Source organism: Halomarina rubra (genome assembly GCF_023699475.1).
Classification (GTDB): domain Archaea; phylum Halobacteriota; class Halobacteria; order Halobacteriales; family Haloarculaceae; genus Halomarina; species Halomarina rubra.
On the sequence record NZ_JALXFV010000002.1, the window covers coordinates 657,684 to 676,724 of the forward strand.

Here is a 19,041-nt window from a genome sequence, read left to right on the forward strand (position 1 = left end):
ACTCACCGTCCCACTCGTTCGAGGAGTCGCTCCGGTCGCCGGTGACTCGACGACGCCGTCGTTCGTGTCGATGGGCAGGTCGACGAAGTCGGCGAGCGACGAAGACGAACTGCACTCTTCGGTACGTCCTTTCGAGAGTTCAGCGCACACGCCTGTTCGCTCAATAGACACCCCGGCAAATCGATAAGACCGGCTTTAGTACCGTCAAATCGTAAACATCATCCTTAACACGAGAACGTCGTGGCTCTAAATATACTACAACCCGTCTCAGTGGCTTTAGAGACCGTATTTCGACTGTATAACTAACTTCGATTGCTCAACCGTTTTGCACGAACTTGGAGGGAGACGACACATGGCAAACGCGGAGGTCGGGACGGTCAGGGGGACAGCGAGAGAACTTTCGGAGGACGACGTGTTCGACGTCCTGTCGAACCAACGGCGACGGTACGCGTACCACTACCTGAAGAACGCCGAGGACCCGGAACTGCCGCTTCGGGAACTGGTCGACAACGTCGCCGCGTGGGAGTGTGGGAAGGAGGTTCACGCGCTCACGTCGACCGAGCGCAACCGGGTCTCGACGGCGCTCCACCAGTTCCACCTCCCGAAGATGGACGACTGTGGGTTCGTGGAGTACGACGACCGGCGGGCCATCGTCACGCTCTCGGAGCCCGCGACGGACCTGGAGGTGTACCTCGACGTGGTGCCGGGCCGCGACATCCCGTGGAGTCGGTACTACCTCGGGTTGACGGGCATCAACGTCGGCGTCTTCGTGGGGGTCGTCGCGGGACTCCCACCGATGGCGTGGCTCCCCGACGTGTCGTGGCTCGCGTTCGTGGTCGCCTCGCTGTTGGTCTCCGCGGCGGTCCACACCCTCCTCACCAGGCGATTACGTATCGGTTCGACGACGCTCTCACCAGAGTCAGAGTCGTGAGCCTCCGCGGCTACTACGTCCTGTTCGTACTCGCACTGGCTGTCTCGTCGGCGGGACGGGTCCGTCCTCGTCGGTGTCGGCCGACCGTGGGATGCGCGTCGCCGTCGCGAACGACGAGAACGCGCGCCTCTCGGACCCGACGTCCCAGAGGAGACCGCCGCTCTCGGTCGCGGTGAGCTGTCGGTCGTCGATACGGAGCTCATCTGTCCGGACGACGCCGAGCAGACCAGAACGGTCACTATCTCGGTCGTGGCGACGGGCGATGGCGTCGAGACCGAACTGACCCGCGAGGTGCCGGTGACCTGTGCGTAGCTCCCAACGTTTTACTAAACATCGAGTGAACACGTAGCTATGAGTCGAGACTACGGGTCGCTCCACGACCCCAACGCCGAGTACACGATGCGGGACCTCTCGTCTGCGACGATGGGCCTCTCGAACGACCGCGGGGCGCGCGACGTCGAGATCACGGACGTCCAGACGACGATGGTCGACGGCAACTTCCCGTGGACGCTCGTGCGCGTCTACACCGACGCCGGCGTCGTCGGCACCGGCGAGGCGTACTGGGGGGCGGGCGTCCCCGAACTCGTAGAGCGGATGACGCCGTTCGTCGTCGGCGAGAACCCGCTCGACATCGACCGCCTGTTCGAACACCTCGTCCAGAAGATGTCCGGTGAGGGCTCCATCGGTGGCGTCACCGTCACCGCCATCTCCGGTATCGAACTCGCGCTCCACGACGTCGCCGGGAAGCTCCTCGACGTCCCCGCCTACCAGCTACTCGGTGGGAAGTACCGCGACGAGATGCGCGTCTACTGTGACTGTCACACCGCCGACGAAGCCGACCCCGAGGCGTGTGCGGACGAGGCCGAACGCGTCGTCGAGGAGTTGGGCTACGACGCCCTGAAGTTCGACCTCGACGTGCCCTCGGGCCACGAGAAAGACCGCGCGAACCGGCACCTCCGGAACCCCGAGATCGAACACAAGGTGGCCATCGTCGAGGCGGTCACCGAACGCGTCGGCGACCGGGCGGACGTCTCGTTCGACTGCCACTGGACGTTCTCCGGTGGCTCCGCGAAACGCCTCGCGCACGCGCTCGAAGACTACGACGTGTGGTGGCTGGAGGACCCGGTTCCCCCCGAGAACCACGACGTCCAGCGCGAGGTCACGCAGTCGACGACCACCCCCATCGCCGTCGGCGAGAACGTCTACCGGAAACACGGCCAGCGCCGCCTCCTCGAAGAGCAGGCCTGTGACATCGTCGCCCCGGACCTCCCGAAGGTCGGCGGGATGCGCGAGACGCGGAAGATAGCGGACATGGCCGACACTTACTACGTCCCCGTCGCGATGCACAACGTCGCCTCGCCGGTCGCGACGATGGCCAGCGCCCACGTCGGCGCGGCCATCCCGAACGCGCTGGCCGTCGAGTACCACTCCTACCAACTGGGCTGGTGGGAGGACCTCGTCGAGGAGACGGTCATCGAGGACGGCTACATCGAGATTCCCGAGAAGCCGGGACTCGGCGTCACCCTCGACATGGACGTCGTCGAGGAGAACATGGTCGAAGGCGAGAGCCTGTTCGACGAAGCGTAGTCTCGTCGAACCAGCGAACCGCTGATTCGTCCCGTTCGACCCCCGGTCGGTCGTTCCCCTCGTCGGAGTCCTCGACGACGTCCGTCGCCGATCACCATCCCCCCTCACACCGAACTCCTTCGTATTCTATCACTACCGAACACCGTCTTCGGCCCCTCACTCCGGGGGGTCGGGGGGAAGAGACCGGCCTCCGTCGACCACGCTCGAAGCGACGCACCACAGGGGTCAGAACCGCCGTCACATCCCTCGACGGAGGTCCTCGCCGCGTTTCGAAGGTTCGTAAATGAACGTCGGGTGGGGTTGTCGACGTCCTAACGAGAACCGAACACTCGCATCGCTGTCAGTAGCGACGTGGCTTCCGAATCACCCCGTTCGAACTGTCGGCCGCCCGTCAGACATCCTCTGAAACGCGGAAAAACAAGAGTTTTGAACAGTGATGAACGGAGAACGGTACGAACGAATTCGGTGCAACGGACCGCAACGGTTGCGGCTCTGACAACGGAGTCATCGGTTTATCCCTGTGACCTTCATGGCACTGAGTATGAGTTCACAGCGACTCACGGAAACCCCGTCCGAGACCGCCCCCGAGCCGACGTCGTCCGTGGCCGTCGAGCGCGACGACGCGTTCCACCTGCTGTCGAACAGCCGCCGCCGCGAGGTAATGCGGTACCTCCTCGACAACGACGGGCCGACCGAACTCGGCGAACTCGCGGAGTTCGTCGCGGCCAAGGAGAACGGCTGCGAACCCGACGAGCTCTCCTCTGACGGGCGAAAGCGCGTCTACATCTCGCTCTACCAGGGCCACATGCCCAAACTCGCCAAGCACGACATCGTCGAGTACGACCAGGCCCGCGGGACCGTGACCGCGAACCCACTCATCGAGGCGTTCGCACCGTACCTCGACGAGACGCCGCTGTCGACCGACGACACGAGCGGTGCGAACCGCGGGAACTCGGGGTCGGGGTTCACCACGACCCTCTCCTCTATCTTCGGTCGCTGAGACGCCGTCGCTGCCCCCCACCCGCCGTCGCTCGAAGCTCCCTACCGCTCGTACGCGACCGTCTGACTTTTCCACTCGTTCCGAACGCCGTTGCACTCGAATCAGAGTAAACCATTTAGACGGCCGCACGGAAGCGAAGCTATGAGTTCCACCGACCTACGTCGCACGCTCGAACTGATGGGCGACCGGTTCGACTTCGGAGAGTACGAGATCGAGGCGTACCTCGCCGTCCTCGACCACGGCGACCTGACCGCCAGCGAGATCGCCGACCACACCGACATCCCCCAGCCGCGGGTGTACGACACGGTCCGCAAACTCAGCGACCGCGGGATGGTCGAGGTCCGTGAGTCACGCCCGATGCGCGTCGTCGCCCTCGACCCCGAGGACGTGTTCCCGTCGGTCCAGGAGTCGCTCGACGAACTCGTCACCGACCTCGCGGCGCGCTACACCGCCCCCGCGCGCGACACCGAGGCCGTCTCGCTCGTCAAGTCCCGACCGAGCATCCTCCGGTACCTGGAGAGCGTCGTCGAGAGCGCGGAGTACGAACTGTCGTGTTCGCTCACGCCCGACCTGCTCGACCGGTTCGAAGCGGAGTTGGCCGCGGCGGTCTCGCGTGGCGTCTCGGTGGAGCTCATCGTCACGCCCGCGAGCGACGCGCTCTCGGTCGAGGAGTTCGCCTACGAGGACGTCGCGACCGAGGTCCGCGTCCGTCGTGGCATCACGACGCCCGTGATGGCCGTCGCCGACGGCGAACGCTCGGTGTACGCCACGCAGGACGCGCTCACCGACGGCAGCGAACGCTACGGCGTCATCTTCAATCGCTCGGCGCTGGGCTTTCTCGTCGGCGGGTTCTTCAACACCGTCCTGTGGACGACCGCCGAGTCGCTCGTCTCCGGAGGCGTCGAGGCGTTCCCTCGCCGCTACGCCTCCATCCGCCGGTGTCTCAAGGACCTCCGGGAAGCCGACAGCGAGTTCACCGTCACCGTCGTCGGCCGCGACGTGCTGACGGGGGCGAACCGCCGCGTCACGGGGACCGTCGGCGAGATGAGTCTGGGGGCTTCGGACGAGGTGGCGACGCTCACCGTCCAGACCGACGACGGCCCGGTCAGCGTCGGTGGCCGGGTCGCCGCCCACGAGGACGTCGAGGCCCACGAGATTCACGTCGAACGCGCCGACATCGGGGGCGAAGGGGCGTGAAGCGCTACGACGCCCTCTACGAACTGTACGACGAGTTCGACGCCGAGACGCTCCGAGCGTACCAGGAACTCGCCGACGTGTTCCCGGCCATCGGGTCGCGCGTCGCCCTCGAACAGTGGAAGGAGGTCCGCGACGAACTCGACGAGCGCAAGGGGGCCATCCGCGAGTCGTTCCCGGTCGGGGAGACGTTCGCGGCCGTCGCAGCCCACGCCTCCCGCGAGGAGGCGTTCACCGCGCTCGACCTGCTCGGCAAGTACGGCCGTGCGGTCAACGTCCTCGTCCTGGACGTTGACGAGACGCTGCGCTCGGCGGGACGCACGGACAACGAGATACCCCGCGAGACGCTGTCGTTGCTCACCAAACTCCACGACGACGGCATGCCCATCGTCATCTGCACGGGTCAGACCCTGGAGAACGTCAAGGGGTTCATCACGCAGGGGTTGGGGAACGAACTCGTCCACTCCGGGCGCTTCTCCATCGTCTACGAGGCGGGCAACGGCGTGTTCACGCCAGGGCACGGCCCGGACACCAAACGCCTGCTGTACGACGACCTCGCCCCCGACGTCCGGGGGACGTTCGACGAGATTCGCTCGCGCGTGCTCCCCGAAGCCCCGGAACGCGTCAACCAGTGCTGTCACCTCCAGGGCAACGAGTTCACCGTCACGCTGAAACCGAACTTCCAGACCGGCAGCGAACGGGCGATACAGGTCATCGACGAGGCGCTGGTCTACCTGCTCGACCTGCTCGGGGACGTACTGGAGGGAGCGAGCGCCGAGCAGACGCGAGCGTTCTACGCTCACGCCGACCCCGAGATTCGAGGCGTCCTCGAACGCGGGCCGGGCGTTCCCGACGCCGAGATTCCGGACGACCTCCGCGAGCGCCTCGACCGCCTGGAGGTGGGCTACTACCCCGGCGACGCCGCCGAGTTGGGGAGTTACGAACTCGACAAGGTCGCGGGCGTCGACGCCGCACTGGACGTGCTGGGTATCGACGACCCGTTCTCGCTCGTCATGGGCGACTCGAAGTCCGACCTGCGCGTGATGGAGTGGGTCGCCGAGGAGGACGCGGGTATCGCCGCCGCCCCGCATCACGCCTCGGAGGTCGTCTTGGACCACGTCCTCGCGACCGACGAACTCGTCTTCGAACGCGACGGTGCGGCGAGCATGCTCCGGATGACCTACGCGCTGGACCGACTCGCCGGCCTCGACTGAGGGGGAAGAAGGAGGGCGTGCTCGCTACACGAGTCGGGCATCGTGGGTCGAGCGAGGTCGGTCGGCGGTGCTGTCCGGATGTCGGGGTGAACGACGAGAACTGGTGAGAGTGGTCGGCCGGATGGTACTCGCGGGTGGCGAGCGCTCCGGCCGGTGCCGGCGGTTCGTCGACGGGTCGACGCGGTCAGTCGCTGACCTGGAAGCGGATACGGTCGCCGTGGTGCAGGCGCTCGCCGCCGGGGACGCGCTGCCAACCCTCGCGGGTCCGGCGGTGTGCGACGGTGTCCTGGCGGAGGCGTGCACCTTCCAGCAGCGCAGGACGGACCGGTTCGCCGTGTTTCTCGGCGAGGCGTTCGACGGCGTCGACGACCGTCGCCCCGTCTGGGAGCGACATCTGGTCGCGCGAGACGCCCGCTCGGACGAGCGAGAGCCCCGCGAGTTCGATACCGACGCCGACGCTCGATTCGGCGGTCGCGTGCTCGGACTCCGTGGCACCAACTCTCGTACTCATAGTATCCCCTTAGACTGTATCCACAAAAGGTTTACTCAGATTCGAAAGAAGATGTCACGGCGGTTCGCGACGGGTTTCGGTGGGTTTTACGCCACGGCCGGGCGTCGCCCCAGCCATGACCGACGAGCATCGGACTGAACGCGACAGTCTCGGAGAGATGCAGGTGCCCGCCGACGCCTACTGGGGTGCACAGACCCAGCGGGCGGTCGAGAACTTCCCCATCTCGGGTATCACCTTCTCGCGACGGTTCGTCCGCGCCCTCGGGGTCGTCAAGAAGGCGGCCGCCCAGGCGAACGCCGAACTCGGCAACCTCGAAGAAGAGCAAGCGATGGCGATCGTCGAGGCCGCCGACGAGGTCATCGCTGGCGACCACGACGACCAGTTCCCCGTCGACGTGTTCCAGACAGGGTCGGGGACCTCTTCGAACATGAACGCCAACGAGGTCATCGCCAACCGCGCCGCCGAGATCCTCGGTCACGAGATCGGCTCCCGCGAGGTCCATCCCAACGACCACGTCAACTTCGGGCAGTCCTCGAACGACGTGATTCCGACGGCGATGCACGTCTCCGCGCTCGAGGCCGTCGAGAAGGACCTGATTCCCGCTCTGGAGACGCTGCGCGACGAACTCGCCGCCAAGGAGGAGGAGTTCGACGACATCGTCAAGACCGGCCGCACGCACCTGCAGGACGCCACGCCCGTCCGTCTCGGACAGGAGTTCGGCGGCTACCGCGCCCAGATCGAGAAGGGCATCGAGCGCGTCGAGCACACCACCGACCACCTCGCCGAACTCGCACTCGGCGGCACCGCCGTCGGGACGGGACTGAACACCGACCCCGAGTTCCCGCCACTGGCCGCAGAGTACATCGCCGAGGAGACGGGCCTCCCGTTCCGCGAGGCCGACAACCACTTCGAGGCACAGGCCGCTCACGACGCCATGAGCGAGGGCCACGGCGCGCTCCGCACGGTCGCCGGGTCGATGAACAAGATCGCCAACGACCTCCGTCTGCTCGCCTCCGGGCCGCGAAACGGCCTGTGTGAGATCGACCAGCCGGAGAACCAGCCCGGAAGCTCCATCATGCCCGGGAAGATCAACCCGGTCGTCGCCGAGGCCGTCAACCAGGTCCACAAGCAGGTCGTCGGCAACGACGCCGCCGTCAGTTCGGGTGCCGCGGAGGGCCAGATCGACCTCAACCTCTACAAACCGGTGCTCGCGCACAACTTCCTCGAGTCGACGAACATGCTCGCCAACAGCGCCGAGACGTTCGGCGAGCGCTTCGTCGCGAAACTGGAGGCCGACCGCGAGACCTGCGAGGAGCAGGTCGAGCGCTCGATGGCGCTGGCGACGGCGCTCAACCCGGCCATCGGCTACGACAAGGCGTCGAAGGTCGCGAAACAGGCGCTCGCGGAGGACAAGACGGTCCGCGAGGTCGCCGTCGAGGAGGGCTACCTCACCGAAGACGAGGCCGACGAGGTGCTCGACCCGATGGCGATGACCGACCCCGGCATCCTCGGCGACGACTGAGTACGCGCCGTATCGCCCGTCAGCGACGACGTCGGCCGGGACGGTTGTGCACCCGTCTGGTCACGACCGGAACAGGGGTTATAGCTCGGGGCTGTTGGAACTGGTAATGGCTACTGCGACGGCCCGGCAGGCGGCTTCGACCCCCGACGTGACGATGGTCGACCCCCGGGCCCCACGGTTCGGACAGGCGCTCACCGCGAGCGGGATGGTTCTCGGTATCGCGCTCACACCCGCGTTCGTCTACGCGGTGGCGACTGTGCTCGTCCTCGCGGTGGTCTCGGGGTGGCGTGTCGACGCCTACGCGACGCTGTGGCGACGCGGGATGCTCCCGCTCGTTGGCCGCCCCGCCGACCGAGAACCCGCCGCTCCCCACCGCTTCGCCCGCCTCGTCGGGGCGGGGATGACGCTCCTCGCCAGCCTCGCGTTCCTCGCGGGGTTCGCGCTGGTGGGGTCCGTCCTCGCGGCCGTCGTCGCCGTGCTCGCCGGCCTGGCGGCTGTCACGGGAATCTGCGTCGGCTGTCGGTTCTACCGGCAGGTGTCGTTCGTTCGACGTCTGGGCCTGGTCTGAGGTCCCGAATCGCTCTTCTCCACCTCCCGGCCGTCACCGGCACTCGCCGCGCCTCGGGCGTGGGATCCCCTCGGGAACGGGTCGTTTCTCAGTCGGTGCTCGACCCGTTCGCGGCCGCCCGCCGAGCCTCGTCGAACCACGGTGGTCGTTCGACCGTCGTCGTGCCGACGGCCGAGTAGAGAACCGTCGTCTCGACGGCCACCACCGACCCCGACACGGTCCTGACGTACGACGCGTCGAGTCGCTCGACGAGCCCCGACTCCCGAACGACGAGTCGCGCGTCGAACGACGAGACGTTCCACTGCGGCGGCGGTGTCGTCGTCTCGACGACGAACCGTGTCCCGTCCACCCCTTCCCGTCGCTCGACGGTCGCGTCGTCCCCCGCGAACAGGTCGACGAGGCGAGTCAGCGACCGGTTCGTGACCGTGCTCCACTCGTCGGGAGCGCCGGCGTACTCGGTGGCTCCGTCCTGGACGTGTCGCGTCAGTCGGGCCGACCCGTCGACGAACCGTTCGCGGACGTCGGCGTGGCCCTCGCCGCCGGGAATCGACCACATCACCGACTCGCTGTCGAGCCGGCGGTCGCTACCCTCGACGAGTGCCCGCCCTTCCAGCAGGCGCGACCGGTTGCCCTCGGCGTCGGTGGTGACCGTCCGCACGGAGAGGTGTGCGGTGTAGGACCGACCCGCGGTCGCCGCTCGATGGGCCGTCGCCACCCTGTCCACGTCCGCGGCGCTCTCGGCGGTCAGTCTGGCCGGTTGTGGAGTGGCCGTCGCCTCGTCGTCCGGCACCGCCGCCGGCGTGACCGCCGGAGCGGTGCTACCCGCGTTGCTACACCCGGCGAGCACCACGAGGACGACGAGCACGAGCGACACCCCCGCTCGCTGCATGAGGCAGTCGTACAACGAACGCGAAGATAAGCGTTCACCGTGATTCAGACAGTCTCGCGACCGAGTCGCTCACCGGGAGAGGAGTCGATGGTGGTCCCCGGACCTGGGCGGCGGGGGCGACCGCGACTGACTGGTTTTTTACCGTCCCGTCGCGGATTCCCGGCCATGAGTACCCCGGAGCACGACTACGAGGACCTCGGTCTCGTGGCGGGGCTGGAGATCCACCAGCAACTCGACACCGCCACGAAGCTCTTCTGTGGCTGTCCGACGACCCGCCGCGAACCCGAGGAGGCGACGCGCTCGGTGACGCGCTACCTCCACCCGACACGCTCGGAACTCGGCGAGATAGACGACGCCGCGCTCGAAGAGAGCCGCGTCGACCGCGCGTTCGAGTACCTCGCGTTCGACACGACCTGTCTCGTCGAGGAGGACGACGAACCGCCCCACCGCATCGACGACGAAGCGCTCGAAGTCGTCCAGGAGATAGCCGCCCTGCTCGACGCGACGTCCGTCGACCAGGGGCAGGTGATGCGTAAACTCGTCGTCGACGGGTCGAACACCTCCGGGTTCCAGCGCTCGATGCTCGTCGGCACCGACGGCGAGATCCAGACCGACGACGGTCCCGTGGGCGTCGCCGACCTCCTGCTCGAAGAGGAGTCCGCCGGCCGCGTCGAAGAACGCGACGACGGCGTCACCTACGCGCTCGACCGGCTCGGCATCCCGCTCGTCGAGATCGGCACGAAACCCGACATCCGCTCGCCCGAGCAGGCCCAGGAGGCCGCCGCCCAGATCGGGATGTTGCTCCGCTCGACCGGCCAGGTCAAACGCGGGCTGGGAACCATCCGCCAGGACGTCAACATCTCCATCGCGGAGGGCGCGCGCGTCGAGTTGAAGGGCGTCCAGAGTCTCGCCGACATCGCCGACATCGTCCGGAACGAGGTGGGTCGGCAGGTCGAACTCGTCGCCATCCGCGACGAACTCGCCGACCGCGACGCCAGCGTCGGCGACCCACGGGACGTGAGCGACACGTTCGCCGACACCGACAGCGGCGTCATCGCGGGCGCGGCGAAGGTGATGGCCGTGCCCCTCTACGGGTTCGACGGTCTGGTCGGCCGGGAGATCCAGCCCGACCGCCGCCTCGGGACGGAGTTCTCCGACCACGTCAAACGCTCGGGGGCGGGCGGTATCTTCCACACCGACGAACTGCCCGCCTACGGCGTCACGGCGGAGGAGGTCGCGTCTCTCCGAGAGGCCGTCGACGCGAGCGACGACGACGCCGTCGCGCTCGTCGCGGCCAGTGCGTCGGTCGCAGAGAGCGCCATCGACGCCGTCGCGGAGCGCGCCGAGGTCGCCGTCGAGGGCGTCCCCGAGGAGACCCGCGGCGCGAACGACGACGGCACCTCCCGGTACCTGCGCCCACTGCCCGGCGCGGCCCGGATGTACCCCGAGACGGACGTCCCGCCTGTCGACCTCGACCTCGGTGCGGTCGAGACGCCCGAACTGCTCACCGAGCGCGTCGACCGTTACGTCGCGGAGTACGGCCTCGGCGAGGGGCTCGCAGAGCAGGTCGCCTTCGGGCGACGGATGCCCGTCTTCGAGACGGCGGTCGAGCAGGGTGTCGACCCGACGCTCGCCGCCGGGACGCTGGAGTCGACCGTCACCAAACTCCGCCGTGACGACGTGTCCGTGGAGAACCTCCGCGACGACCACTTCCTCGCCGTGTTCGAAGCCGTCGAGTCCGACGAGTTGGCGAAGGAGGGCGTCGACCCCGTCCTCCGGGCGCTCGCCGAGGACCCCGAGATGAGCGTCGAAGAGGCCTCGGAGGAGGCCGGCGTCGCCGGCGTCGACGAGAGCGAGGTCCGCGAGACCATCGCCGAGGTCGTCGAGCGCAACGGCGACCAGGTCGAAGAGGAGGGGATGGGCGCGTTCTCCGGGCTGATGGGCGAGGCGATGGGCGCGCTCCGCGGGAAGGCAGACGGCGAACTCGTCAGCGCCGTCCTGCGCGAGGAGATTCAGAAACGCGCCTGAGACCGGGCGCCGACCCGTCTTCTGCCGTCAGCGTCCCAGTAGCCCCCGCAGCCGCGGCAGTCTCCCCGGCGGTTCGGCGTCGAGGGTGGTCCGGCGCTCGGCGCGCTCCTCGACCCGACGCCGGGCGACGGGGAACGGCTTGTAGTCGAACTCCTCGTACAGCGACAGTTGGTCTTCGAGTCGCTCGGGAACCGACCCCCGGACCGCACCCGCGAGGTCTCGCGCCGAGAGGTGGCCGACGTTCGAGGGTGCGAGTACCCCTCGCCCTCGGTCCTCGGCCGGCGAGACGACCTGGTTCCACGACCCGCGGTTGACCATCGGAATCTCACAGACCGGCAGACCACCCATCGGCGAGAACCCGGTCGTTCGGAGGTCGCGTCGCCAGTCGGCGGGGTCGTCGCTGTCGAACTCCTCGGTGAGCGTCTCGGCGGCGGCCCCCATCGCGTCCAGGACGACGCTGTCTCGGTCCCCACCACCGGACCGTTCCGCGTCCCGGTTCGCTCGCGAATCGTCGGCCGATTCGGGAGTTTCGAACCAGTCGTGTGCGGTCTCGCCTTCGAGTGCCGCCACGAGCGCCACGTCGCGGTCGGTGCGAGCGTGGTCGCCCGCGTGAGGGTCCTCGTTCTCCTCGGGGTGGACGTCCAGCGGCGGGTCGAAGACGAGTTCGGGCGTCAGGTCGCCGAGCACGGGACCGAACACGCGTGCCTGTAGCTCCTGTCGCGTCTCCTCCCAGATCGCCATCGCCGCGAAGTCGTAACGGCCGTCGCCGTCCGCATCGAACCCGCCGTCCCGTTCGGGGTCGTCGGGGTCGGCCGCCCCCTCCGCCCACGTGTAGCCCGCTTCGTGCCACGCGTCGAGTTCGTCGGCCATCGCTCGCACCTGTGGGTCCTCGCTCTCGCGAGCCACGTCGGCGAGAATCGGCGCGGAGTGACGAGCCACCGGGTCACGCGTGGCGGCCTCCTTCAGGATGGCCTCGACGGAGCCGAGCGACAACGGCCCGTCGGCGAGGTGTTCCTGGACGACGTCGTCGAGCAGGTCGACGCGGTGGATGGAGCCCCAACGTCCCTCGGCGTCGCCCGCTCGCCACCCCGTCGCGGGGGCGTTGTTCCACTGGCAGAAGTAGCCCCGTTCGGGGTCGGTCCCCGAGAGTTCGAGACCCGCCCCGACGCGCGTGCCGTGCCAGCGGAACGCGTCGGCGGGCACCGGCAGGCGGGGGTCGACGTCGTCCGGTCGTCCGGGGACGCGCCCGGTGTGGAGGTGTCGCACCTCCTCGTCGTCGGCGAACAGGAAGTTGAAGCTGAACGGGAACTCCGCGAGGTGGGCTTCGGCCTCGGCGGGCGAGTCGAGCGCGCCGAGTTCCGCCCACGAGAGCGCGGCTTCGAGTTCCTGCCCGCGGGTCGTCGTCCGCTGCGCCCACGCGACGCGCTCGGTCGGGTTCCACGCGACGACGGGCATCGTCGCCCCGCCCGCCTCGATCCACGCCAACTGCTGAGTCTCGCTGCCGGCCGGTCGCTGGCCGTCGGCGAGTGCTCCGAGTCGCGACGGCGAGTGGGTCACCTCCTCGGTTCGGAACTCGCGCCAGCGGCCACGCCAGTAGTAGCGGTCGTCGTCGGTCGGGTGGAGTCGGACGGCGACGGTGTCGCGCATGTCGTCGTAGCCGCTGGTCACCGACCACGCGAACTCGGGCGTGCGACCGATGACGACGCCGGGCGTGCCGACGACGGCGATTCCGGCACAGTCGAACCCCGCACCGTGGAGACCGACCTCGTGGATGACCGGCGGGCGGAAGTAGCCCATCTGGGGGCCGCCGAACATGAGCGGCGACCCGGTCTCCGTCTGCTCGCCCGCGACGACGAGCGCGTTCGACCCCCACTCGAAGCCCGCGAGTTCGCCGCGCGCCCGCTGGAGGCCGAAGACGCTCCCCTCCTGCTCGCCCCACGGCACCGCGCCGAGCGCCGCGCTCGCGAGGTCGAGTTGCTCGTCGGGGACCGCCTCGAACGGGAGCAGGTCCTCGCCGCCGTCGTGAGCATCGTCGAGCGTCGCGGTGTGGTCGTCGGGCACCCGCAGCCAGTTGAGGTCGCCGTACGCCTCGTACGCCGTCTCGCGGTCGCCCAGGGTCTCTTCGAGCCGAGCGAACCGCGCGGCGTTACCGATCTCGTGGCCGCCGAAGGTGCCGAAGAAGCCGATCATGTACGCGAGGATGGCGACGGTGTCGAGCGGTTCCCACGGCTCGGGGAGGTGGCCGAGCGTGAGGAACTCCGCGGGTAGGTCGCGCATCGCCTCCGCGCGTCGCCGGTTGACCCCCGCGGCGAACCCCTCCAGCACCGCCCTCGCCTCGGGCGGGACGCGCTCGTACTGCCGTTCGAGCTCCGCGCGCGTGTAGAGGTCACGGCGGACCTGCCGGTCGGAGGCGACCTGCGAGGGGCCGAGCACGCTCGCGCTGTCGCCGTAGCCGACGTGTCGCAACACGTCCATCTGGAACAGGCGGTCGCGAGCCTGTGCGTACCCCTGGCCGTACCCCAGCGCGTACCGCGAGTCGGCGTAGACGTGGCTCACGCCGTACTCGTCGGTCAACAGCTCGACGTCCGTCTCGTCGTTCATTGTTGTCGAGTGACACACTCGCGGACCAAGAAGCTATGCGCCGGTGACGGTCACGGCAGAAGGCTCACCCCGGTCGGGTCGGACGGTAGGGTATGGTCTCCGGTCTCCTCGACGCGACCCTCACGCTCGGCCTGCTGGCTGCCTGTTCGCTCGCGCTCGTCGGGACGACCTACCGGAGTCTCGACCGTCTCGGCGTCCCGAACCACTACCTCCGGTCGCTGGTGACGTCGGTCGTCGCCACCGTCGGCGGCTACCTGCTGCTCGGTCTCCTGCTCTGACCGTCCCGCCGGGGCGAACCGCCTACTCGTAGCGCTCTGGGTCCTCGATGCGGTTCTCGGCCCGGCGCAGGATACCCCGGAGCGTACTCACCTCGCGGGTCGTCGGGTGGGCGCGACCGACGAGGCGACGGAACATGCGACGGGTCTGCTGGCGGCGCTCCTCGACGATACCCGCGGTCTCGACGAACGTGGCCCACTGGTCGTGGAGACCGACGACGTCCTCCTGTGGCGCGCGGTCGACCTCCGTGGGGTGCTGGTACTCCTCCAGCGTGAGCGTCCGCAGTTCGTACAGCACGATGGTCGCCGCCTGCCCGAGGTTGAGGACGGGGTAGTCGGCGCTGGCGGGGATGGTACACACCTCGTCCATCCGTTCGAGTTCGGTGTTGTGCAGGCCGACGCGCTCGCGACCGAACACGACGCAGACGTCGGTCTCGACGCCTTCGAGCGACTCGGCGAGTTCGCGCGGCGTCCGGAACGGGTAACGGACGTGCCGACGCTCGTCGTCGTTCGTGACGGCGGTCGTCCCGACGGTGTGGTAGTTCTCGACGACGTGGTCGAGACTCACCTCGCGGGCGTCCGGGAGGACGTCCTCGCGGGCCTGTCCGGCGAAGCCGTAGGCCTCGCCGTCCTCGTCGAGTTCCGGCGGGTCGACGAGGAGGAGTTCGGAGAGGCCGAAGTTCTTCATCGCCCGTGCGATGGTCCCGACGTTGCCGGGGGTCTGGGCGTCCACGACGGCGACCGCGACGTTCATTGGACGGAGTTGCCGGCCGTTAGTGAAAAACGGCGCGTCTCGGCGGTCCCGCCGGCAGTGCCTCGCCGACCTCAGAGGTCGAGGTCCGAGAAGTCGATTCCGAGTGCGTCCCGTTCCTCCTCGCTCATCTCGGCGAGTTCGGTCTCCAGGTCGTCGAGCTGTGGGTTCGGTTCGGGCTGGACGAGTTCGTCGGGGTCGGTGTCGACGTGCTCCATCCCTCCGTAGTCGTCGGGCACCTCGCCCTCGGCGACGAACCACTGGTGGAAGGCGTTCTGCATGAGACGGTCGCCCGCGAGGTCCGCGCCGCCGACCTCGCGGAACCAGTAGAGGAACTCCCGCTCGTGGTCGTCGCAGAGCAACACCTCGCCCAGCGGTTCCCCGTACACCACCTTCGCCTGCTTGCAACGTCGTTTCTCCTCCTCGCCGTGAATCAGCCAGCAGACGTCACACGGCTGGTCGACGAGCGTCGCCAGACGGGCGATGCGCTCGCGTGGCTCGGGCGGAATCTGCGCGAGCGGCTTGAGCGTTCCGTCCTCGCCGAGTATCTCCTGCTCGTCGAATCGCCAACCCCGGAGCCCGATGCTCACTTTGCTCATACTCGTCGTACCCGACGCGGCGAGAAAAGGGACGTGTTTCGTCGGGTGTGCAACGCACACCCTTTTCCTCGGCCCTTCCATAAGTCGTTCAAGTCGGACCGACCGGCGTGAGGAGAAGTGTGAGCAACTTCGGAAACAACATTGAGTCGGATTCGGCCGAGGGCGCGCCCACGACGCGCTCGGTCTTTCGGTCCCATCCGCTCGCAAGCGCGAGTTTCGACACCCTCCCGACACAGGTCGCCATCCTCGACGGTCACGGTGAGATCGTCTACACCAACGAGGCGTGGCGCGAGTTCGGGGAGGCGAACGACATCGAGGGCGACCCCCACACCATCGGGTCCAACTACCTCTCGGTCACCGAGACGGCGAACGACGAGTCCGCGACGACCGCCGCCGAGGGGTTGAAGGCCGTGCTCGCGGGCGAGCGCGAGGAGTTCGCGTTCGACTACCCGTGTCACGCCCCCGACGAGAAGCGGTGGTTCACGATGCGTGCCGTCGGGTTCGTCCACGAGGGCGAGCGGTTCGTGCTCGTCCTCCACCTGAACGTCACCGACCAGAAGCTCGCCGAGCAGCGCGCTCGGCAGCACAACCAGGAGTTGGAGACGAGCAACCGCGTCGGCGAACTCATCCGCGGGCTGACACAGCGACTGTTCGACGCCGACAGTCGCGAACAGCTCGAACAGGGCCTCTGTGACGGACTAGTCGTCGAGGACGACCTCTACTCGTTCGCCTGGACGACCCAACGGGACGTCAACGACGACGGCATCAGACCCCGCACGTTCGCGGGCGACGACGACGGCTTCCTCGACGCGGCCGGCGACCTCTCCCACCAGACGCGTGCGGAGAGCGCCGTCGGCATCGCGACGAGCGAGCGCTGTGTCCACCACGAGTTGGCCGACACGGCCCCCGAAGACCCCCTCTCGCAGGCGGTCTTCGAGTCCGGTGCCTCCGGCTACGTCGTCGTCCCGATGGCGTACAACGAGACGACCCACGGGTCGCTCATCGTACACACGACCCGAAACACGCCGTTCACCGAGTCCGAGCGGACCGCACTCGGCTTGCTCGGCGAGACGGTCGGCTACGCAATCACCGCCCTGGAGAACCGCCGACTGCTCAACGCCGACAGCGTCGTCGAACTCGAACTCGCCGTCGACACGTCGGCGATCGTCGACCTCTCGGCGCGGGTCGACTGCCCGGTCCGCCTCGACGGGTTCGTCCCGCTCGCCTCCGGCACCGCCATCCTCTACCTGGTGTTCTCGGGGTGTGACGGGGACCGGGTCCGCGAGGAGGCCGCCGCCATCCCCGCCATCGACCGGGTGAAGGCGGTCGCCGAACGCGACGGGAAGCAGGTGTTCGAGGCCATCGTCTCGGAGGACTCGGCGGTCGCCACCCTCGCCGACGCCGGTGCGAACGTCACCGAAGCCGTCGTCGAGGAGGGAACCGGCCGCGTCGTCGTCGAGGTCTCCCCGGAGACGGACGTTCGAGAGTTCATCGCGACCGTCCGCGGGTCGTACCCCACGGCGGAGCTACTGGCGAAACGGACCGTCGAACACCCGGTCGACGCCCGCCCCGACGTGAGTCCGCTCGCCGGCCTCACCGACCGCCAGCGCTCCATCGTCGAGGCGTCGTACCACGCGGGCTACTTCGAGTGGCCGCGTGACTCCTCGGGGACGGACATCGCTGCGTCGTTCGACATCTCGCCGCCGACGTTCCACCAGCACCTCCAGGTGGGCCTCGGCAAACTGCTCTCGTCGGTCGTCGAGGACCAGTCGGCCTGAGCGTCGACGAGAAAGGGATGCACTCGGCTGCGGGGGACCTCGGAGGCGCTGACTCAGTTCTCGCGGACGTACGCGCGCTCTTCTTGCACGGCGAACAGACACGCCGCCGTCTCCTCGAAGTGCGGCCCCGGTGCGACGCGGCCACGCTCGGGGTCGTAGTCGACGACACCGTAGTCCGCGAGTTTCGGGAGGTGGACGTGGTGGAACTCGACGCGGACGGTCGAGAGGTCGGCGTCGGACTGCGGGTGGTGGGCTACCAGCGCGCCGACGAAGCCGTCGACGTCCTCCTCGGCGGACTCGTCGGCGAGACGGCGGACTGCACGGCGTCGCCAGCGGTGGTCGAGCGCGGCGAACAGGTGGTCCATCGCGATACCGCCGGTGGACGCCGAGGGCGAACCGACCGGCGTCTCGGTGGAGGGTTGTGGGTGTGCCATCCTTGTACTGGCCGACATCAGCCAGTGGTTAAGTGAGGCTACCTAATGGGTTAGGGAAAAACTGTCAATTCGGTCGATTAGTCCGAATCTGTGATTGTTGTAGTCTCCTGACGGCGTTCGAGGTGTCGGAGTCGCTCGGTTCTGGCGCTCGTCGGGGGGTGGCTCGCGAGCATTCGTCGTCCGAGTCGCCACACCGGCCCGAGCACCGTCGAGCCTGCGGGCGGCGACCGGCCGACGATCGACAGCGACGCCACGACCGGACTCCGGCGGTCGGGAGCGTCGTGCTCGGCGAGGCGCTCCTCGACGCTCCGCAGCGCGCTCGCCAGGGCGGCCGGGTCCCCGGTGATGGCGGCGGCCCCTCTGTCGGCGGCGAACTCGCGGGCTCTGGAGAGCGACGCGCCGAGCACGCGACCCACCGCCCAGACCGGCGCGGCGAACAGCAACCCGACGGTGACGACGGCGTCGGCGTACGATGCCCGACTGACTCGGCCGTGTTCGACACCGGCCGTCGGTCCACGGAGCAGTTCGAACACCCGCGAGGCAGCCATGGTGAGCAGCCCCGTCGTGGTCATGACGGTGGCGTCGCGGTTCTTGACGTGGGCGAGTTCGTGGGCGAGCACTGCTTCGAGTTCGCGCTCGTCGAGCGCGTCGAGCAGGCCCGTCGAGACGACCAGGTGGGTGTTCGACTCGGCGTAGCCGGTCACCAGCGACAGCGGCGTCTCCGTCGGGGCGAGGTAGACGTCGGGGACCGGCGTGTCGGCCTGCTGGGCGACCGACCGGACCGTGTCGAGGAGGGCCGGTGCGTCCGAGCGGTCGACGCGCCGTGCACCGGTCGTCGCGACGGCGTAGTCCGGGGCGGTTCGTTGTCTGTGTGCGACGTACCCGACCAGTCCGATGGTGAGGAGCGCGCTGCTGGCGACCCAGAGGGACACGAGGGAGTCGACACCGACCGCGCGGAGGAGCCCCTCGCGTTCGAGCACGCCACCGACGACGGCCCCCGCGACGGCGGTCATCGCCAGGACGATTCCCCAGACGGCGAGCGTCGCGACGACGACGGTCAGTACGAGCGCGAACAGCGTCGCCGCCATCCGTAGCTGGAGATGACGGTCCGGAGACCAATCCATACGGGCCGTTCGGGGCCGACGACAAAAACACTCGG

At 68.4% G+C, this 19,041-nt stretch carries 17 protein-coding genes; 10 read left to right on the forward strand and 7 right to left on the reverse strand.

The window, feature by feature from the left end; all coding sequences use genetic code 11:
- Positions 1-352 precede the first annotated feature (352 nt).
- The 5 genes from M1L36_RS04685 (at position 353) to M1L36_RS04705 (ending at position 5,926) form a co-directional block, all read left to right on the forward strand.
- Entirely contained in the window at positions 353-931 is a 579-nt protein-coding gene (locus M1L36_RS04685; protein WP_250872550.1) for a DUF7344 domain-containing protein, read from the forward strand.
- 351 nt (positions 932-1,282) lie between these two features.
- A complete protein-coding gene (locus M1L36_RS04690) occupies positions 1,283-2,518 on the forward strand; it encodes a mandelate racemase/muconate lactonizing enzyme family protein (protein ID WP_250872551.1) in 1,236 nt (411 codons plus the stop codon).
- 541 nt (positions 2,519-3,059) lie between these two features.
- Positions 3,060-3,518, forward strand: a complete 459-nt coding sequence (locus M1L36_RS04695) for a DUF7344 domain-containing protein (RefSeq protein ID WP_250872552.1) — start codon at positions 3,060-3,062, stop codon at positions 3,516-3,518.
- Positions 3,519-3,659: 141 nt separating this feature from the next.
- Positions 3,660-4,715, forward strand: a complete 1,056-nt coding sequence (trmB, locus tag M1L36_RS04700) for an HTH-type sugar sensing transcriptional regulator TrmB (RefSeq protein ID WP_250872553.1) — start codon at positions 3,660-3,662, stop codon at positions 4,713-4,715.
- Positions 4,712-5,926, forward strand: a complete 1,215-nt coding sequence (locus tag M1L36_RS04705; protein ID WP_250872554.1) for an HAD family hydrolase — start codon at positions 4,712-4,714, stop codon at positions 5,924-5,926. The genes trmB and M1L36_RS04705 overlap by 4 nt, the downstream gene beginning before the upstream one ends.
- Positions 5,927-6,110: 184 nt before the next feature.
- Here the strand turns inward: M1L36_RS04705 and M1L36_RS04710 are convergent, their stop codons facing one another.
- Positions 6,111-6,437 carry a hypothetical protein gene (locus M1L36_RS04710; RefSeq protein ID WP_250872555.1) on the reverse strand — a complete coding sequence of 109 codons (327 nt, stop codon included), beginning with the start codon at positions 6,435-6,437 and terminating at the stop codon, positions 6,111-6,113.
- Positions 6,438-6,552: 115 nt separating this feature from the next.
- Between M1L36_RS04710 and M1L36_RS04715 the strand changes: the two genes are divergently transcribed.
- Entirely contained in the window at positions 6,553-7,959 is a 1,407-nt protein-coding gene (locus M1L36_RS04715; protein ID WP_250872556.1) for a class II fumarate hydratase, read from the forward strand.
- 106 nt (positions 7,960-8,065) lie between these two features.
- Entirely contained in the window at positions 8,066-8,527 is a 462-nt protein-coding gene (locus M1L36_RS04720; RefSeq protein ID WP_250872557.1) for a DUF4395 family protein, read from the forward strand.
- 88 nt (positions 8,528-8,615) lie between these two features.
- Here M1L36_RS04720 and M1L36_RS04725 read toward each other — a convergent pair whose 3' ends face one another.
- The gene (locus M1L36_RS04725; protein ID WP_250872558.1) at positions 8,616-9,416 is read right to left on the reverse strand and encodes a DUF7537 family lipoprotein; all 801 of its coding nucleotides are present in this window, start codon (positions 9,414-9,416) and stop codon (positions 8,616-8,618) included.
- Between the two features lie 165 nt (positions 9,417-9,581).
- Here M1L36_RS04725 and gatE point away from each other — a divergent pair, with 165 nt between their 5' ends.
- Positions 9,582-11,444, forward strand: a complete 1,863-nt coding sequence (gene gatE / locus M1L36_RS04730) for a Glu-tRNA(Gln) amidotransferase subunit GatE (RefSeq protein ID WP_250872559.1) — start codon at positions 9,582-9,584, stop codon at positions 11,442-11,444.
- 27 nt (positions 11,445-11,471) lie between these two features.
- Here the strand turns inward: gatE and M1L36_RS04735 are convergent, their stop codons facing one another.
- Complete coding sequence (locus M1L36_RS04735) at positions 11,472-14,045, reverse strand: penicillin acylase family protein (protein ID WP_250872560.1); 2,574 nt, start codon at positions 14,043-14,045, stop codon at positions 11,472-11,474.
- A 92-nt stretch (positions 14,046-14,137) separates the two neighbouring features.
- Between M1L36_RS04735 and M1L36_RS04740 the strand changes: the two genes are divergently transcribed.
- Complete coding sequence (locus tag M1L36_RS04740) at positions 14,138-14,323, forward strand: hypothetical protein (RefSeq protein WP_250872561.1); 186 nt, start codon at positions 14,138-14,140, stop codon at positions 14,321-14,323.
- A gap of 22 nt (positions 14,324-14,345) precedes the next feature.
- Here M1L36_RS04740 and M1L36_RS04745 read toward each other — a convergent pair whose 3' ends face one another.
- A complete protein-coding gene (locus M1L36_RS04745; protein WP_250872562.1) occupies positions 14,346-15,074 on the reverse strand; it encodes an RNA methyltransferase in 729 nt (242 codons plus the stop codon).
- A gap of 71 nt (positions 15,075-15,145) precedes the next feature.
- Positions 15,146-15,670, reverse strand: coding sequence for a DUF8114 family protein (locus tag M1L36_RS04750; protein WP_250872563.1), 525 nt, complete (start codon positions 15,668-15,670; stop codon positions 15,146-15,148).
- Between the two features lie 119 nt (positions 15,671-15,789).
- On the opposite strand from M1L36_RS04750, the gene M1L36_RS21540 reads away from it, so the two are divergent.
- A complete protein-coding gene (locus M1L36_RS21540) occupies positions 15,790-17,448 on the forward strand; it encodes a bacterio-opsin activator domain-containing protein (RefSeq protein WP_250872564.1) in 1,659 nt (552 codons plus the stop codon).
- Positions 17,449-17,501: 53 nt separating this feature from the next.
- Here the strand turns inward: M1L36_RS21540 and M1L36_RS04760 are convergent, their stop codons facing one another.
- Both M1L36_RS04760 and M1L36_RS04765 read right to left on the reverse strand, forming a co-directional pair.
- Positions 17,502-17,882: a DUF7344 domain-containing protein gene (locus tag M1L36_RS04760; RefSeq protein ID WP_250872565.1), complete on the reverse strand. Its 381-nt coding sequence runs from the start codon at positions 17,880-17,882 to the stop codon at positions 17,502-17,504.
- 77 nt (positions 17,883-17,959) lie between these two features.
- Complete coding sequence (locus tag M1L36_RS04765; RefSeq protein ID WP_250872566.1) at positions 17,960-19,006, reverse strand: M48 family metalloprotease; 1,047 nt, start codon at positions 19,004-19,006, stop codon at positions 17,960-17,962.
- Positions 19,007-19,041: the final 35 nt, after the last annotated feature.

Bases quoted from the DNA above. Each gene is read 5' to 3' on its own strand.
- M1L36_RS04740 (WP_250872561.1), top strand. From the start codon at position 14,138: ATGGTCTCCGGTCTCCTCGACGCGACCCTCACGCTCGGCCTGCTGGCT.
- gatE (WP_250872559.1), top strand. From the start codon at position 9,582: ATGAGTACCCCGGAGCACGACTACGAGGACCTCGGTCTCGTGGCGGGG.
- M1L36_RS04715 (WP_250872556.1), top strand. From the start codon at position 6,553: ATGACCGACGAGCATCGGACTGAACGCGACAGTCTCGGAGAGATGCAG.
- M1L36_RS04710 (WP_250872555.1), bottom strand. From the start codon at position 6,437: ATGAGTACGAGAGTTGGTGCCACGGAGTCCGAGCACGCGACCGCCGAA.
- trmB (WP_250872553.1), top strand. From the start codon at position 3,660: ATGAGTTCCACCGACCTACGTCGCACGCTCGAACTGATGGGCGACCGG.
- M1L36_RS04685 (WP_250872550.1), top strand. From the start codon at position 353: ATGGCAAACGCGGAGGTCGGGACGGTCAGGGGGACAGCGAGAGAACTT.
- M1L36_RS04720 (WP_250872557.1), top strand. From the start codon at position 8,066: ATGGCTACTGCGACGGCCCGGCAGGCGGCTTCGACCCCCGACGTGACG.
- M1L36_RS04735 (WP_250872560.1), bottom strand. From the start codon at position 14,045: ATGAACGACGAGACGGACGTCGAGCTGTTGACCGACGAGTACGGCGTG.
- M1L36_RS04745 (WP_250872562.1), bottom strand. From the start codon at position 15,074: ATGAACGTCGCGGTCGCCGTCGTGGACGCCCAGACCCCCGGCAACGTC.
- M1L36_RS04750 (WP_250872563.1), bottom strand. From the start codon at position 15,670: ATGAGCAAAGTGAGCATCGGGCTCCGGGGTTGGCGATTCGACGAGCAG.
- M1L36_RS04760 (WP_250872565.1), bottom strand. From the start codon at position 17,882: ATGGCACACCCACAACCCTCCACCGAGACGCCGGTCGGTTCGCCCTCG.
- M1L36_RS04765 (WP_250872566.1), bottom strand. From the start codon at position 19,006: ATGGATTGGTCTCCGGACCGTCATCTCCAGCTACGGATGGCGGCGACG.
- M1L36_RS04725 (WP_250872558.1), bottom strand. From the start codon at position 9,416: ATGCAGCGAGCGGGGGTGTCGCTCGTGCTCGTCGTCCTCGTGGTGCTC.
- M1L36_RS04695 (WP_250872552.1), top strand. From the start codon at position 3,060: ATGAGTTCACAGCGACTCACGGAAACCCCGTCCGAGACCGCCCCCGAG.
- M1L36_RS04690 (WP_250872551.1), top strand. From the start codon at position 1,283: ATGAGTCGAGACTACGGGTCGCTCCACGACCCCAACGCCGAGTACACG.